Here is a 15,891-nt window from a genome sequence, read left to right as displayed (position 1 = left end):
GATCAGACCTGCCAGAATCCGAATAGCCTTCATTGCAACGTCGGTATCCCCCATGGAGCGGTAGACGCCATAGGCAATCCCAGCAAGAGTGCCAACGCCAACGCTGATTCCCCCGCAATCAGAGCCTTCTTCCATTTCTCTCCGTCAATTATGGGCTCTTCTCTCGTTGCGGGGAAACGGGGGATCGTCAGCTTTTCTCCCCTATCTCCTGCGACTATCTGAAGATCTCTTCCAGAAGATCTCTCCTCGTGGCATCGTTTCCCAAGAAGAATGGGATGTATGGATCCAGCAACTGAAGCCTCTCGGAGGACACATCGCCGCAATCATCCAAACCCAAGCCCAGGGATGAGATGTCCTTCCGATCGAATCTGCAAAGAGCGATGTTTAGCATCTCGGCATCCAGATAAATCATGCGGAAGCTTCGAATGTCGCTTCGGAAGTCATCCTGGGAGATTTCATAGAGGATGTACCCCTTGCCCTTCTTCGCAAACTCAAGGCGATTTATCTGGAATTGGTACGGCTGGTTGTGGGCAACAAAGAAGAGCTGATTGTCACCGGAGGAATCATCAAAGAGGAGGCCAGATGGATGGGGAGTCCAACCGTCAGCAAGAAGCGACTGGCTAATCTTCCCGAGTTCGCCCTTCAATTCGAACTTTTCATCGAACGCCGCCGCCCACCCGTATGCTTTTCGTCCAATCTCTGTGCGGCCCAGAAGATGCATGCGCTCCAGGCTCGGAGGAATGATTAGTGGAGAAGGATTGGACTCAATCCCTTCAAGAGGATCAGATGTCGGCGGGCCAGTTTGGAAAGTAGAGAGTATTTCCTCATGGGAGGCAGATTCCCCAATACCACTCTTACTTGCGCTCTCGGGTCCGGAAGTTGACTCGGGATTCTTCTCAGCCAGGAGAATTATGATGATCACAGCCTGGACCAGAATAATGGTCAAGAGTAGGCCAAGTCCTGCGATGATGCGGCCTGAAAGTGTACGTTTGTCCTGCATAGACTATGCTCCGGCCGTTTCTGGAGGCAATTCAACTTCCTCCCGGTGATTTCAATTGCTGCAGTAGCTTTTTGTCGCCCGTCGTGAGTGGTCCCGCCCTTTCGAAGCGATGGAGAGAGTCCCCTCCTGGCATCTCCAACGTATATGGTATGTAGATAACTCCCCCTTTGAAGACGACGTTGTAGGACTCCCAACGGTATGCAAGATCGTGAACATCAGGAGCGGCGAAGCCACGCAGTACGATCCGATCTCCGTCAATCTTGTATTCCCTGCCGAGTCGATTCACGAGCTTTCCGTTTCTCGTAAAGGAATGTATGAAGTCACCTGACGAGTACAACAGAAGGGTCTGGCCCGGATCCTCAACACAGACATAACGACCGGCAACATCCATCCGGCCCGCACAGGAAGTGATCGCCACGAGGATGGCAAGAGCAAGGAGTGTGGTCGCTCTCTGGAAAACGGGGACCGCCACTATTCCTCTCCGGTATCTTGGCGTGGTTTATCCGGTGGCTGTGTACGAGAAGACGCTCCGGCCGCGGGTGGGGATCCTGGCAGCCGATCTTGAGCACCTTGACAACTGAGATGAAAGTCATCGAATTCTTGCTGGGAAGTAGAGTATACTGGAAAAAGCCCTTCCTCAGTCAGAATCAGAAAGTCGTCTCTCAGTTGTACTGCAAATTCAAGGTGGTCTGTTGCCGCGGCTCCGAGATCCTTCCAGGATATCTCGCTACAGCCGCAAGAGTCCGTCTTGGCGGTCAGACGCAGGTCAGGCTCGAACATGAAGTCTCGGACCTTCACGCCTGCAAGGGTCGTGTTGGTCTGGAGAACTGTTTCTTGCCCTGACGGGATCAAGACTTGAGGAACAACGTCGTACGCGTCGGCGTGGAGTGAAATGCAGGCCCAACAGTTCGTTTGATTCTGAACGCGGATGTTTATGGTTCCCGACTCAACTGGGATGAAGCCACAGGAGGAAACGCCCAGCGCCATCGAGAGAAGGAGCATGAGGGACGAAAACCGAATTTCACGAATACTGTTGCTGCGAGTCATCTTCTTTCTCCCTCCCGCTTCGGCCTTTTGGGCCGACGCGGCGTGCGCGTGCCACTCGAGCCATATTGGCTCACAATTTCCCTTCAGTGCACCACAGGGGCAAGGGCAGTTGCCGGGAGTCCTGCGTGTCGCGCTTCCTATTTGGAGTGCGGCAGCCATGCTGCCGCTTTGTCGGTGCGAAGCCGTGCTTCGCGCCACCCGCATTGCAGGCGTTGCGTGGGTCAACCGAGGGGGGCAAGCAGGGCTTCAGCACTCAAAGATCACGCAGGATTAAATGTGTGGTCTCCCTTCTCTGCAAACAGGCGTACCATCCCAAAAGAATCACTGCGCCGGCCAAGTACGAAGAACTCTCCGGATCTGAGGATCAACTCGCGCCAGTATTCGGTTTCCAGTGAAGGGGGCGATGAGTAGTCCTGGGGATCGGGACTTAACAGGACTGTGTCGTGGGGGCCGAGCCAACGCAGGGGAAGTAAGGAGTTGAGCACCGAACCCCTCATATGCCGACAGCAGAGCCGTACAACCTCCTGCCTGCGGGAGATCACGAGATCGCCGGAGAAGTTATCAGTCCGATCTGCAACAAGGGAGTTGATGAATGCCCTGACATTGGGCTCGTCCAATGCGCCGATGTGCGGGGCAACCACAGAGTATTCCCGATTGTCTGCAAGCATCTTCCACTCCTTCAGGGTGCGCTTGCAGACCTCTTGATGATACTCGACTCCGACTGGAAGCCAGTGGCCGCTTGCCTCCGTCGGGCCTGCGAATCGGTGTTTCAAATTGATTATTTCGGGCATTGTCAGCCTCGCGCTGCAGTCGATCTGTGGATGCGGGGATTCCCAGAAAGAGGGAAAAACGGTGGGCAGGCCCGGAGGCGTCGACAGACGACGCCGACGCCTTATCTCTTCTCCGCCGCGAACAGGCGCACCATTTCAAATGAATCGTCGTATCGTCCAAGCACGAAGAATTCGTGCGCCCGGATGATGAGTTCTCGCCAGTACTCATTTTCCAGTGCCGGCGGCGATGCGTGGTCCTCGATATCGGGAATCAGCACGACGAGATCCAAGGGACCAAGAGAACGCAGGGGGAGCAAGTATCTGAGCACTGAACCGCTCAGATGACGGCAGCAGAGAGTTGCAGATTGTTCATCGCGGGAGAGCATCAGTTCGCGGGACAGGAGTGGTTGGCCGGAGAATCTGTCCTCGGGATCTGTGACAATCGAGCAGACGAATTCCCGGATCGAGGGCTGATCCATAGGCTCGATGTACGGGCAAACAAGAGAGTAGGCTTGATCGGCCGCAAGCACGTCCTTCGTGCACTCCTCTTGGCAGTACTCTACACCGACCGGAAGCCACTGCCCACTTGGTTCTCTGCTGTCGGCGAACCAGTAATTCAAGTCGATTATATCAGGCATTTTGGACCTCATTGAGAGACAGGTCGGGGGGAATTGGAAAAAGGGATGGTTGCCCTTTTCTTTCTCCGGCTTCGGCCTTTGCAGGCGAACGCGGCGTGCGAGTCACTCATGGCACAGTGGCTCACAATCTCCCTCGAGTGCACCACAAGGGCAAGGGTAGTTGCCTTTACTTCTCCTTGGCTGACTTCAGTTTGGAGGTGGGGCAAGCATGGCTTGCCCCGAATGACGGCTGAAGCATGGCTTCAGCACTCCAGGAGCGGCTCTTCGTTATTCCCCGAGGATGATCCACATGTCGCCGGTGGCGGCGTGGAGAAGGTCGATTTCCAGGTAGTTGAAGTTGAAGTCCGCCGAGGTGGAATTGACGCGGATGATGTAGTCACCCGCGGTCAGGTTGACCGAGCCGACGTCGGTTGTCGTCCAGTTGTACCAGCCTCCGGTTGAGGAAAGAGCGGTCTCTGCAGAGGTGACGGTTGCGCCGGCCTGTCGGAAGTCGACCCGCACGGCTGCGTCGGTGTTCTGCGTCGAGTTGCGAATGGCAATTCCGTACTCGCCGGTCCGCGGAACATTGACGGTGTATTCGACCCACTCCCCCGGCGAGAACCAGCCGATCGAGTAGGTGCCGTCCTCGTCCTGCGAGTTTTCGATGTCCACGCCTTCGTCGAGTCGGAACGCCCCGCCGTTGTTCGAGGCGTCGTTGTCGCTGTAGGCGACCATGCTGCCGCCGGTGTCGTAGTGTTCGGCCTCAATCCGCGCCGGCAAGGCGACAGGGGTGCCGGACCAGGGTTGCTGATCGTCGTTGTTGCGCTGATAGACGCGCACATAGTCGACCTGCATTTCGCGCGGGAAGTAATCCGCATCGGCCGGTGGATCGGGCAGGAAACTGCCGCCGACGGCGACGTTGAGCATCATGTGAAAGCGCTGGTCGAACGGCGCCGGGTAGTCGCCGTTGTCACTGTACCAGGAATCGGTGCGCCAGACTTCGGTGCCGTCGAAGAACCAGATCATCTCGTTCTCGTACCACTCGAAGGCGTAGACGTGGAAGTCCTCGGAGAGGTCGGGAACGGTGGTTTCGGCCCCGTGGTGCACGTTGTTGGGCCAGCCCCCTCCGTAATGAATCGTGGTGTAGAGAATGGTCGGGCGATCGCCGCGGTGTTCCATGATGTCGATCTCGCCGCTGGCGGCCCACCCGCCGTAGACCCAATCCGTCGGCAGCATCCAGATGGCGGGCCAGAGTCCCTGGCGCCCTGGCAGCTTGGCGCGGACCTCGTAGCGGCCATAAAGCCAATCGCCCTTGTTGTTGGTGTTCAGCCGGGCAGAGGTGTAGCTACGCGTCTTGGTCTGTCCATCAGAGGGATCGACAGCGGTGTACTGCTCTTTGATGGCGCGGATGACGAGCTTCCCGTCCTGGACGAACGAGTTTTCGGAACGAGAGGTGTAGAACTGCAGTTCATTGTTCCCACCTCCCTGGGCATTGACTTCATGGCTCCACTTTGAAGAATCGATGGAGGGTCCGTCGAATTCGTCGGACCAGACGAGTTCCCAGTTCTGGGCGGCGATGCTTCCCGACATCGCTGCGAAGATGGCCACACTGGCGGCGAGACAAAGCGTACGAGGCAGGTTCCGGAGGCTCACAGGCAATCCTGACGATGAATCGATTCAACCCCAAGTTATCGATACCACACTTGAAGGTAAGGCTTCCGAGGTCAAGCGTTAACCCAGGGAAACTTTTCGGTCCAAAAGCCTTGACTGCGACGTTATCGTTACCTATAACCACGGAAAATTCGTGAGTCGACACCCCGGCGGTTCCAATCATGAAAGACTACACTCCCTACATCATCGTTGCGATCCTCATCCTGGGGATTTCGGCCCTCTTTATCCCGCGGGACCTCGACGATATGACCGACGATGGGCGCGTCAAAATCCGGTACTGGGAGAAATGGACAGGGTTTGAGAAAGACGCGATGGAGGCGATTGTCGACAAGTACAACGCCTCGCAGGACAAGGTCTACGTTGAGTTCATTTCGACCAGCCAGATCGATCGCAAGCTGCTGCTGGCGACGGCCGGAGGCAACCCGCCGGATATCGCCGGCTTCTGGTCGCACGCGATGGTCAGCTATGCCGAGAAAGGCGTCCTCTACCCGCTGGATTCGCTGATGGAGCGCGATGGGCTGTCGCGCGATGATTACGTTCCATCGATCATCAATACCTGTGTCTATCGCGATTTCGTCTGGGGATTGCCTGCGACCCCGGCGACGGTTGCCCTGCACTACAACAAGGACAGCTTCCGCGAGGCGGGCCTCGATCCGGAGAAGCCGCCGACAACCATCGAGGAATTCGATCGCTATGCTCGCCTGATGACGAAGGTCGGCGAGGATGGCAATTACACACATATGGGCTTCGTGCCGAACGATCCTGGGTGGTGGGACCAGTTCTGGGGAGTATGGTTCGGCGCAAAGCTCCTGAGCGATGATGGGAAGGAACTGCTCTGCAACTCTCCGGAGAACGTGCGGGCATTCGAGTGGTATCGCTCGTATGTGACGAATTACGACTCCGAAAAGGTTCGGTTCTTCAGTTCGGCCCATCGCGGGCAGTTTGCCTCTTCTTCAAACTCCTTCATGTCTGGCCGCGTCGCGATGAAGCAGCAGGGCGTGTGGATGGCGAACTTCATCGAGAAGTTCGGAGACGGGATGGATTGGGCGGCGGCGCCATTCCCTTCAGCATCGTACGTCACGGGCGGACCGGCGACGATTGTGGAGACGGACATGCTGGTGATTCCGCGCGGCTCGCGACATGTCGAAGAAGCCTGGGATTTTATCAAGTTCGTCCAGAAGCAGGAGAACATCGAGGAGCTCTGCCTGCTCCAGAAGAAGTTCTCGCCGCGCAAGGAGGTGTCCGAGGGGTTCTACGAGAAGCACCCGAATCCCTACATCCGCATGTTCCGCGCGCTGGCCGAATCGCCGAATGCGCAGGCGGTCCCGAAGACTCCGGTCTGGATCGAGTACCGCGACGAGTTGGGAGTGGCGCAGGAACGTCTCTGGGTGACACCTCCGGATAAGCTGAGTGTCAAGGACGCCCTGGATCGCGTGAAGGAACGCATGCAGCCCAAGTTGGATCTGATGAACGAGCGCTGGGAGGCCATTGGCCAGCAGCGACTCGAAGAGTGGAGCAACCTATGACCGGCGAAGAGAAACGGGCACTGAAGTACGGCATGGCGTTCATTTCGCCATGGATTGTCGGGTTCGCATCGTTCCTCCTGCTGCCGATGGTCCTGTCGCTGTACTACAGCTTCTGCGACTACTCAGTATTGAACCCACCGGCTTTCCTGGGGGGACAGAATTACCAGGAGTTGGTGCATGACGAGGTCTTCTGGGTCTCGCTGTACAACACGTTCTACTTTGCGCTATTTGCATTGCCGTTGGGAACGCTGACGGCTCTCTTCCTGGCGCTGCTCCTGAATTCAAACATCAGGTTCCTCGGCTTCTTCCGCACGGTCTTCTTCCTGCCGTCGCTGGTGCCGTTGGTGGCGCTGGCCATTCTGTGGCAGGATATTCTGCACACCGAGTACGGCATTGTGAATGAGTTGCTCGGCGTCATCGGGCTCGGGCCGTTCGATTGGTTGGGGGATCCGGCGTTGGCCAAACCCGGCCTGGTGCTGACGACGATGTGGATTGTCGGCAACCCGGTTGTCATTTACCTGGCCGGCCTGCAGGATGTGCCGCGCGCGCTATACGAAGCGGCACGCATCGACGGCGCCACGAAGATGCAGGAAACAGCTTATATCACGCTCCCCATGATCTCTCCGGTGATCTACTTCAACCTGATCATGGGCTGCATCGGTGTGCTGCAGATTTTCGCCCTGCCGTACGTCATGACGGGCGGCGGGCCGGCGCGCTCGACGCTCTTCTATTCAATGTACTTATTCGACCAGGCGTTCGCATACCTGAACATGGGGTATGCGTGTGCGATGGCTTGGATTCTGTTCGGTATGATCGCGGTGCTAACGTACTCGGCGCACCTGCTCACAAATCGCTTCGTCGTTTACGGAGGAAGTTGATGATTCCGCCTCTTGGTGAAAGCCCAGCCGTTACGTTGTCGAAGCGTTTCCTTCTGTATCTGACGCTGGGCCTGCTCTCTATTCTGTTCATGCTGCCGTTTGTTTGGATGATCAAGACGTCGCTGATGACGGCGCAGCAGGCCACGACTGCTCCCCCGGAGTGGATCCCGCACCCCTTCCGATTCGATAATTATGTCGTTGCGACGAAGGCGATTCCGTTCTGGCTGTACACGCGCAACACGCTCTACGTGGCGATCATGAACGTGATCGGGATGACACTGGCCAGCGCATTCATTGCGTGGGGCTTCGCGCACTACCGCTTTCCCGGACGCGACAAGTTCTTTGCGATCACGCTGGCGACGATGATGGTTCCGTTTCCGGTGCTGATGGTGTCGCAGTACGCAATCTTCCGCGATCTCGGGTGGATTGGAACGTACAAGCCTCTCTGGGTTCCCGCGTTCTTCGGACATGCCTATAACATTTTCCTTCTGCGCCAGTTCCTTCTTGGCGTTCCGCGGGATCTAACGGATGTGGCTCGCATCGATGGGTGCGGAGAGCTGCGCATCTTCCTGCAGATCATCATTCCGCTGATCCGGCCGGCGCTGCTTGTCGTGGCACTGTTCAGCTTCATGTATCACTGGAACGACTTTATGGCGCCGTTGATCTACCTGACGGACGAGAAGCAGTTCACGCTGGCGCTTGGGCTGCAGTCCTTCCAGAGCCGCCTGGGCGAGACGGCGATCACGCACTTGATGGCAGCGACAACGCTGATGGTCGCGCCGGTGATCGCGCTCTTCTTCCTGACGCAGAAGACGTTCATCGAGGGCATTTCGCTCACGGGTCTGAAGGGCTGATTCAAGCGAGAGAAGATGGCAGACAAAGAACGGGCGCCTTCCATCGCGAAGGCGCCCGTTCTTTATTTGGTTGTGAGTTTACTTACTCGGTTGCTTTGGTAAGAGATATCTTGTCGACGTTCACTCCACCTTCGGGGAAGAAGAGACGAAGCACTGTCGGCCCGGCAGAGAGTTTGAGCGTTCCTTCGCTCGTCACGGGAACGAACGTATCCCAGTCGCCCGTGGAGAGGACGGTGATCGTGGCTTCGTTTTCTGGATGAAGCGTATCGGAGAGAACGATCGGTCCGCCGTCTGCCCCTGAGGCAACGCGAGCGTTCAGCGTGTAGGCACCGGATTCAGCAACGTCGACGTGATACTCGATCCACTCGTCTGGCTCCGTCCAGCCAATGTAGAGCGCATCGCCCGACCGGCCAATGTCGACTCCGGTTTCGTGACGCGCCTGACCGCCGTTGTTCGTCCAATCGGTGTCGTGCCAGGCCTCGCCGCTCCATCCTTCGTCGAAGTCTTCGGCTTCGAATTCACCTGGGATGGCGATTGGCGTGCCACCGTAAGGGCCCTGGGGGCAGCCCTCGCCGACAAACAGCACTCGGTTGGCGCGGGCAGGCACGCCGGCATCGTCGAAGGCGAGCACTGTCAGGTCGTCGTAGCAGCCGTCGGCCAGTCCCGCCATGGTGAGTTCGAATGGCGGTTCGCTGTCGGTGGCAAGGACGTTACGCCCTTGCACGAGTTCCACCCGCGTAATGGTTCCATCCGGGTCGGATGCGTTGACCTTGAATGTAATTGGCGTGTTCGCGGAAACGTTCTCGCGGTCCCCGGGTGAGACGATTTCCACCTTCGGGAACTCGTTGTCCATCTGGTAGACGCGAACCCAGTCGACTTCCATGGTTTGTGGGAAGACGCTCGTTTCATCCGGCGGTCCGGGCCAGTAGCCGCCGACGGCGACATTCAGGATCAGGTAGAAGTCCTGGTCGAAGGGCGCCGGATAGGCCGCTGCCTGGGTCATCCACTTGTTCTTTGTGGAGAAGAGCTCGCCGTCCACGTACCACCGGATCTCCTGAGGCTCCCATTCGACGGAGTAGACGTGGAAGTCATCGGAATGCAGCGCTCCGTCGGACAACGTATGCGCGCCGCCGGAGTGCACGTGTTGGGGATTGCCGAAGTGGATCGTCCCGTACGTCTCGTCGGCGATATTGACGGACTCAAGAATATCGATCTCGCCACTGTGCGGCCAGCCGCCATAGACGGAATCGCGGGGCATCATCCAGAATGCCGGCCAGATGCCCTGCGTGGATGGAATCTTGATGCGAGCCTCGGCGCGTCCGTATCGGAAAGCGAAGCCGTTTCGGGTCGTCATGCGGGCCGAGGTGTAGTCGTGACCTTTGTAGTCCTCGCGCTTCGCTTTGATTACGAGCATTCCATTCTCGATGTAGGAATTGGCGGGGCGATCCGTGTAGTGCTGGAGCTCGCGGTTTCCGCTGGCCTCGCCGGGAAACGTCTCGTGCGTCCAGACAGTCTTATCGATTTCCGGGCCGTCGAATTCGTCCGACCAGATGAGCTTCCAGAGAGAATCTCGCGGCGAGTCCGCGTCGGCCTTGATTGTCGTTGAGTTCTGAGTCGCACAGCCGGCCGCGATCCCGAGCGCTGTGATCGAGACGGCCATCTGCGATATGAGTCGAAAACTTCGTCTCATTTTGCTGTCCTTTGAAGAGTAATCTAAAATGCAGAAAGGGTGCGGCGCTGAATCGGCGGACTCGATCGCCATTCAGTCGTCGCACCCTTTCGGTCAAGCCCAACGTGCCAGCGAGGGGGGCGCGGCACGCACTACTGAGGGCGGCACTTACGCTCCGCCGGAGATTCCACCACCAGGGCCGACGCGAGTGATGTCGCCTGCGCTGATGGTGCCATTGGTCGGATCGTAAGGAAGTCCAGTCGCCATGCCACTGGTTGTTCCGAGGGAAGAATCGCTGACGGTCAGGCCGGGTTCGAGGTCCGGGCCCTGAGAAGCCATGATCCACAGGATCGACGTGGGATATCCGAAGACAAGAACGAGGTCCTGCTTGAAATTCATCGTCTCGTAGGTGCCTTCCTTGTCAAAGGCGCTATAATCGAAGGTGCGGTACTTCGAGCTCGTGTTCCAGTTACTGACGGTAACATCCGTATCGCCAAACGGATCGTCGAGAATCGAGGTGATGTAGGAAATCGGTGTGGTCAGGTAGGCCCAGCGGGCTTCCAACTCGAACGTCTGTGCGCCGGTGACGCGATCGTAGTTCGGCGTCGGAACGTACTGGTTATTGTCGACGCGGTAGGACTCGAGAGCTGTGGCCAAGGTCCGCATGTCGGCGTGGGCGCGGCTGACTTTCGAGCGGGTCTGTGCTTCGAGGAAGTTGGGGACTGCGATCGCGGCCAGAATGGCAATGATGGCCACAACGATGAGGAGTTCGATGAGGGTGAACCCCCGGCGGCGTGTCGGGGCGGTTGTGTGCTGCATGGTGGGGAACCTCCTGAGATTTTGCGGCGGGCTTCGCCTTTTGGTGGTGCCAGGCGGGTAAGGGGGCTGTGTTCCCGCCGTGCCGTTGCTATCGATAACTCTCCTCAGCAGCCCCGCCTCGCGCAAGAGAAAAAGGACCGGTCCAAGGAAGTTTTTTTCTCCACGGCCCATCCGTGGACTCGTAATCCATGAAGCAAGCACCGATGTGCCGACGCGTCCAAGTGCTGAATTCGCTTGGTTTTCCATTGTATTTTCAAGACTTATAGGAACGGAGGGCGTTGGACTCCAAGGGGCTGAAGGGCGCCTGCTTGGCATTTGGCCCAAGTCTGTTCCGCGTCTTCCAAAGGGGGCAAAATGAGACCAACGCCCCTTTGCAGTTATCGTTATCTGATCCGACATTCCCGCCAAACCATGTCCGATTTGGCATGAATGAGATGTACTGCAAGTGCGGTGAAAATCGGTTAGGGAGGAGTTTCGCGTTGACGCTCGCGTGGGGCAAAAAGGTATCGATAACTACACAGGCACTGAATTTCTGGGAGGGATTCATGACGACTTTTGTGACCGCCGATATCGAGACACTTCTGGCCACGATGACAATCGCGCAAAAGGTCGGCCAGATACTGCACCCGTTTATTCGCCCGGGACAAACGCTGGACGAAGTGGACGATTACCTCGGCGATATAGAACCGGGCGGGATCTTTATCATGCCTGGAACAAAGGAGTCGTTCCGCACGCACTCGGAGCACTTCCAGTCGAACGCAAAGGTGCCGATCGTTGTGTCGTCGGATCTGGAGTGCGGTCCCGGACGCATGATCCAGGACGCGACGGTCTTTCCGGACATGATGGCCGTGGCGGCGACAGGAAACGAGGAGCTGGCCTGGACGATGGGACGCGCGGCAGCTCTCGAAGGCCTGGAAGCGGGCGTGCACTGGAATTTCGCGCCGGTCATCGACATCAACAAAAACCCGCAGAACCCGATCACCAATACGCGCAGCCTGGGCGACGAACCGGAGTTGATCGGCCGCCTGGCGACAGCGTTCATTCGCGGCATGCAGGAACATGGGATGGCGGGATGCGCGAAGCATTTCCCCGGCGATGGCTATGATGCGCGGGACCAGCACATCTGCACGACAATCAATCCGTTGTCGCGAGAGGACTGGGAGCGCTTGAGTGGCGGCCTGTATCGGCGTGTGATCGCAGACGGCGTGTGGAGCCTGATGATTGGGCATATCGCGCTGCCTTGCATCGATCCGGGCGATGGGACTTCGCTTTCCGCCGCTCCCCCAGCAACGCTCAGCAAGCGACTGACGACGGATCTCCTGCGGGGGGAATTGGGATTCGATGGGATGATCGTCAGCGACGCATCCGCGATGGGCGGAATCAGCAGTTGGGGCCCACGCGAGCACATCGTGCCGGCGCTACTGGAAGCCGGCTGCGACCAGGTGCTGTTCTGCGAACTCGATATCGATTTCCCGATCCTGATGCGTGCCGTGGAAGATGGGCGGCTCTCGATGGACCGGCTCGACGATGCAGTGCGAAGAGTCCTGGCGTTCAAGCAGAAGCTCGGCCTGTTCGAGCGCACGCACGGCGATCAGGTCTCCCCCGCCGACATCGAGCGGCACCGGTCGGCAAGCATCGAGATTGCTCACAATGCCCTGACGGTGGCGGTGGATCGACACGATGCGCTGCCGATGAACCTGAAGCCTGGCAGCAAGGTACTGTCTGTGCACGTGCGCGGCGATGCGCTCTACCAGGTGGATGCAATTGATGACATGCTGCGAGAAGCGGGCATGGAGGTGACGCGACACGATGAATCGGATGGAAAAGCGCTGCCATGGCAGAGCGAATTCGATCTGTTCGATGCAATCCTGATTCACATGATCTTCGGACCAAGCTGGAACTCGAATCGCATCCGACCCGTTGGGAATTACCTGCGGGACATCATTCTGCACATCCCGTTCCACGATCGGCGCGTCGTGTTCATCTCTTATGGAACGCCGTACTTACTACACGACTTCCCGCGGCTGCCGGCGTTGCTGAACGCTTACTCGCCGGATGTCGTGACGCAGCGGGCCGTGGCGGATTATCTGCAGGGGAAGATCTCCGCCGCCGGGAAGAGCCCTGTGGAATTGGATTTGCGCGAAGACTGGTTTGCTCGACCCTAGATCAGTTTTCGTCGAAGACGCTCTTCTTGACTTCCTGCTTTCCCTCGCGGCCTTCGTAGGTGAAGAACACTTCCATCATGATGTCGTCGATTCTATCCAGGCGAACGTCCATGTCCTGACCCTGGAACTTGATGGTCTTTGTCCGCGATTCGGGATTGTCAATATCCATCAGCCAATCCTCGCGACCGCGCTTATCGGCCATGAAGACGACGCCATCGGCCATGCCGTTCAGCTTCCAATACTGGATTGCATCTTCCAACTTCGGGTCGGGAGGAGGGGTCGGCTTGGGAGTCGGAGTCGGGCGCGGGGTGGGCATCAGAACGGAGAAAACGGCCTCGTTACCAATCTTCGGATAGGCGTCCTGCGTGTCCTCCACTTCGGGACGCCGATCCTGGGCCATGGCCATCTGCGACTCCATGAAGGCCTCCGGGTTCTCCGGCGCAGGAACGGTGCGTTGCTCCGTCAGCAGAAGGTACCCCAGTGCGCCGATAAAGACGAACAGGACCATGTTTAGGATGAGCATGCGCTGCTCGAAAGCGAGATTCTGAAACATTCCGTGGTCTCTCCTGGAGATTCCTGTCAACGGGTCAGGCGGGCGGTTCCCAGCCGGCCAATCGCCGGCGGCGCGTCTGGTAGAAGGCTTCAACAAGTCGAGCAACGGTGATTCGCCCGCCGAGCGTTCCCGCCCGTCGGGAAGAGCGCAGTTCGACTTCCTCGAAGATCAGGCCGCGCTGGTCGAATTCCTTCATCAAGTCTGCAACCTGGCGGAAGCTCGCCTCGCGGAAATCCAACGTGACGAGCACGAGCTGGTATTCCTCCACATCGCGGATATCTTCGATGTCCTTGCTGATGTTCGGCGAGGGAAAGCCGTGCTTGCGGGCCCAGCTTGCGACTTCCTGCTGGAAGCGCAGGTCAGGGCGAAGGCGTTCGCCGTTGGGGCCAACATCCTCGCGCTCTTCGCCGATCATGTCGCGATACTCGATCGTGACGCGCGGCGCATCGATCAGTTCGCTCTTCCGCTGATTCCATTCGTTCTCGAGATCTTCCACTTCGGCGGATGTCGGCGCGGTTTGGTCAAACAAGTCGGAGACGCCGCCGAATTGCCAACCCACGTAGACGAGGATGGCGACGATAGTTGCGATCATCAGGACTTTTTCGCGTTGATTCATGGGGGCGCCTCTCCTCAGTCCATTCGGCCGACGATCTGGAATTGATATACGGCCTGATTGCGACCGGGCAGGGTCGTTGTGTTCTGGTTTCGCGTGTCGGCGCTGGTGAACAGCGGACCGCTTTCGTTTTCTTGCTTCTGCAGATAAACGAGGAACTTATTGATGTCCTCGATGCTCATCGCTGTGCCATCGATCTGCACTTCATCGCCGAGCTTGAACTGGAATTCGTCGAGCGTCAGGCGTCCCCGAGGCTGAGGACCGATCTGCGGATACGCGCTGATGGCTTCGAGAATATCCATCGCGCGCGAGCGATCCGAGTAGTTGCCCTTCAGGAAGTCGAGCCGTTGGCGCATGTCGTCGACATCGCTCAGCACGACGTTGATCTTGTCGATATCTTCTTCGAATCGCTCGGCCTTCAGAGTACGGTGCTCGGCGCCGGCGGAATACAGCAGGAAGCCCATCACACACGCGATTACAACCATGGTGCCGGAGATGATCAGTTGGAAGCGGCGTTCGGATTGCTCCTGCGCTTCCATGACGCTCTGCGGCAGAAGGTTGATTCCGCTGTCTTCTTCCTCGAGGGCCAGGCGCCGCGCTGCGCCGTAAACCGCCGCGAACGCGGGTAAGAGTTCCGGATCGATCTCGGCCTTGGCATCACGCTCGATCTTCTCAAGCGGATTGTAGAAGGACACCGACACGCCGAGATGCAGGACAAGCGCGTGCTCGATGCCGTCCAGGATCGTTCCCTCGCCGGAAATGCAGACGCGCTCAACAGAGGGGACGGAAAACTCCCGAAGCGCAAACTCATAGGTCCGCTGCAAGTTGATGATCAGCTTCTGGACCCAGCCGCGGACGCGGTCGCCGACGTTTGTCGTGCCGTTCTCGCGCTCGCCAGGGCCAATGACCTGAAGCTCTTCGTCGGTCGGCTGATCCTCGGTCCCGACAGACGGCGCGGCAGGCGTCGGCAGACGGAACCCATCGGGCTCCAGGACGTTGAGGTTCTTCAGTTCCTCGATGTGAAGAGGTCGATCCAGATGGAAAGCTTCGCCGAGTTCGCGAAGAAGATTCTGCAGGCCGTGCATCATGCTGCGCGTCGTGACGATTTCGCCATCGCGCAGCAGCGTGATGTCCGTATGAACGATGCCAATGTTGACCAGCGCGACCGTGCCTTTCAGGTCGTCTTCCGTCGATCCGGCCAGGAAGCCGTAGGTCTGGGCCAGGGTAGAAACATCGCCGAAGCTGGGGTCGAGACCCGCCGCATGGGTGACGTTGTACCACTGCTGCATGACCTCTTCATCGACGGCGGCCAGCATCACCTCGGAGCCCTCAAGGCCTTTCGTCTCCATGACCTGGTGGCCAATGATGTGGCGCTCGACGTTGAAAGGGATGAACTTCTCGGCCTCAAAGTGCGCCATCGAAGCAATCTCGCTCGGCTCCGTTGAAGGCAGGTGGACCTTGCGCACGGTGGTGGACTGCTTCGGGATAACGAGCGAGATCGGCGCCGATGACAGGCGCAGCGATTTCAGCGCGTCCCGCAGCCGGGCGCCTCGCTGCTCGGTGGCTTCCTCGCCACGTTCAATGCCCTCGAAGGACACACGGAGAATGCGCTCCAATCGCATTCCCTTCTTTTTCTGGTGGCGAAGTTGCAGGACTTTGGCGTCCGCTTCGCTCAGTTCGATGGCAATCGCTCTAGGCATGGATTGTCA

The 15,891-nt window shown here is 58.2% G+C and carries 12 protein-coding genes and 1 pseudogene; 4 read left to right on the top strand and 9 right to left on the bottom strand.

What is annotated here, in order from left to right; genetic code table 11:
- Positions 1 to 214: 214 nt before the first annotated feature.
- The 4 genes from KQI84_05155 to KQI84_05140 all read right to left on the bottom strand — a co-directional run bounded on the left by KQI84_05155 (position 215) and on the right by KQI84_05140 (position 5,087).
- A complete protein-coding gene (locus tag KQI84_05155) occupies positions 215 to 1,000 on the bottom strand; it encodes a hypothetical protein (GenBank protein MCB2154252.1) in 786 nt (261 codons plus the stop codon).
- Positions 1,001 to 1,031: 31 nt separating this feature from the next.
- Positions 1,032 to 1,472, bottom strand: coding sequence for a hypothetical protein (locus KQI84_05150; protein ID MCB2154251.1), 441 nt, complete (start codon positions 1,470 to 1,472; stop codon positions 1,032 to 1,034).
- A 1,467-nt stretch (positions 1,473 to 2,939) separates the two neighbouring features.
- A complete protein-coding gene (locus tag KQI84_05145) occupies positions 2,940 to 3,455 on the bottom strand; it encodes a hypothetical protein (GenBank protein ID MCB2154250.1) in 516 nt (171 codons plus the stop codon).
- Between the two features lie 267 nt (positions 3,456 to 3,722).
- Entirely contained in the window at positions 3,723 to 5,087 is a 1,365-nt protein-coding gene (locus tag KQI84_05140; protein ID MCB2154249.1) for a family 16 glycosylhydrolase, read from the bottom strand.
- Positions 5,088 to 5,266: 179 nt separating this feature from the next.
- Between KQI84_05140 and KQI84_05135 the strand changes: the two genes are divergently transcribed.
- The 3 genes from KQI84_05135 to KQI84_05125 are packed head-to-tail and all read left to right on the top strand — an operon-like array spanning position 5,267 to position 8,363.
- The gene (locus KQI84_05135) at positions 5,267 to 6,631 is read left to right on the top strand and encodes an ABC transporter substrate-binding protein (protein ID MCB2154248.1); all 1,365 of its coding nucleotides are present in this window, start codon (positions 5,267 to 5,269) and stop codon (positions 6,629 to 6,631) included.
- Complete coding sequence (locus KQI84_05130; GenBank protein MCB2154247.1) at positions 6,628 to 7,509, top strand: sugar ABC transporter permease; 882 nt, start codon at positions 6,628 to 6,630, stop codon at positions 7,507 to 7,509. The genes KQI84_05135 and KQI84_05130 overlap by 4 nt, the downstream gene beginning before the upstream one ends.
- Positions 7,509 to 8,363, top strand: coding sequence for a carbohydrate ABC transporter permease (locus tag KQI84_05125; protein ID MCB2154246.1), 855 nt, complete (start codon positions 7,509 to 7,511; stop codon positions 8,361 to 8,363). The genes KQI84_05130 and KQI84_05125 overlap by 1 nt, the downstream gene beginning before the upstream one ends.
- Before the next feature lie 82 nt (positions 8,364 to 8,445).
- On the opposite strand, the gene KQI84_05120 is transcribed toward KQI84_05125, so the two are convergent.
- Positions 8,446 to 10,053 (bottom strand): family 16 glycosylhydrolase, encoded by a 1,608-nt coding sequence (locus tag KQI84_05120; GenBank protein MCB2154245.1) that lies wholly within the window; start codon positions 10,051 to 10,053, stop codon positions 8,446 to 8,448.
- A 690-nt stretch (positions 10,054 to 10,743) separates the two neighbouring features.
- Positions 10,744 to 10,851 (bottom strand): annotated as a pseudogene (locus KQI84_05115) (prepilin-type N-terminal cleavage/methylation domain-containing protein).
- A 545-nt stretch (positions 10,852 to 11,396) separates the two neighbouring features.
- Between KQI84_05115 and KQI84_05110 the strand changes: the two are divergent.
- A complete protein-coding gene (locus tag KQI84_05110; protein MCB2154244.1) occupies positions 11,397 to 13,016 on the top strand; it encodes a glycoside hydrolase family 3 protein in 1,620 nt (539 codons plus the stop codon).
- A 1-nt stretch (position 13,017) separates the two neighbouring features.
- Here KQI84_05110 and KQI84_05105 read toward each other — a convergent pair whose 3' ends face one another.
- Genes KQI84_05105 through KQI84_05095 form a run of 3 tightly spaced genes read right to left on the bottom strand, consistent with a single transcriptional unit; the run spans position 13,018 to position 15,882 of the window.
- Positions 13,018 to 13,569 carry a hypothetical protein gene (locus tag KQI84_05105; protein ID MCB2154243.1) on the bottom strand — a complete coding sequence of 184 codons (552 nt, stop codon included), beginning with the start codon at positions 13,567 to 13,569 and terminating at the stop codon, positions 13,018 to 13,020.
- A 34-nt stretch (positions 13,570 to 13,603) separates the two neighbouring features.
- A complete protein-coding gene (locus KQI84_05100; protein MCB2154242.1) occupies positions 13,604 to 14,185 on the bottom strand; it encodes a hypothetical protein in 582 nt (193 codons plus the stop codon).
- A 14-nt stretch (positions 14,186 to 14,199) separates the two neighbouring features.
- Positions 14,200 to 15,882 carry a pilus assembly protein PilM gene (locus KQI84_05095; GenBank protein ID MCB2154241.1) on the bottom strand — a complete coding sequence of 561 codons (1,683 nt, stop codon included), beginning with the start codon at positions 15,880 to 15,882 and terminating at the stop codon, positions 14,200 to 14,202.
- Positions 15,883 to 15,891 lie beyond the last annotated feature (9 nt).

This window comes from bacterium (assembly GCA_020444065.1).
GTDB lineage: Bacteria > Sumerlaeota > Sumerlaeia > SLMS01 > JAHLLQ01 > JAHLLQ01.
Note: the sequence above shows the minus strand (reverse complement) of the source record. Positions and strands in the feature narration are given on the sequence as shown.

What these genes read in the sequence shown, in the direction of transcription:
- KQI84_05155 (MCB2154252.1), bottom strand. Translation starts at nt 1,000, where the DNA reads ATGCAGGACAAACGTACACTTTCAGGCCGCATCATCGCAGGACTTGGC.
- KQI84_05145 (MCB2154250.1), bottom strand. Translation starts at nt 3,455, where the DNA reads ATGCCTGATATAATCGACTTGAATTACTGGTTCGCCGACAGCAGAGAA.
- KQI84_05135 (MCB2154248.1), top strand. Translation starts at nt 5,267, where the DNA reads ATGAAAGACTACACTCCCTACATCATCGTTGCGATCCTCATCCTGGGG.
- KQI84_05130 (MCB2154247.1), top strand. Translation starts at nt 6,628, where the DNA reads ATGACCGGCGAAGAGAAACGGGCACTGAAGTACGGCATGGCGTTCATT.
- KQI84_05125 (MCB2154246.1), top strand. Translation starts at nt 7,509, where the DNA reads ATGATTCCGCCTCTTGGTGAAAGCCCAGCCGTTACGTTGTCGAAGCGT.
- KQI84_05120 (MCB2154245.1), bottom strand. Translation starts at nt 10,053, where the DNA reads ATGAGACGAAGTTTTCGACTCATATCGCAGATGGCCGTCTCGATCACA.
- KQI84_05110 (MCB2154244.1), top strand. Translation starts at nt 11,397, where the DNA reads ATGACGACTTTTGTGACCGCCGATATCGAGACACTTCTGGCCACGATG.
- KQI84_05105 (MCB2154243.1), bottom strand. Translation starts at nt 13,569, where the DNA reads ATGTTTCAGAATCTCGCTTTCGAGCAGCGCATGCTCATCCTAAACATG.
- KQI84_05100 (MCB2154242.1), bottom strand. Translation starts at nt 14,185, where the DNA reads ATGAATCAACGCGAAAAAGTCCTGATGATCGCAACTATCGTCGCCATC.
- KQI84_05095 (MCB2154241.1), bottom strand. Translation starts at nt 15,882, where the DNA reads ATGCCTAGAGCGATTGCCATCGAACTGAGCGAAGCGGACGCCAAAGTC.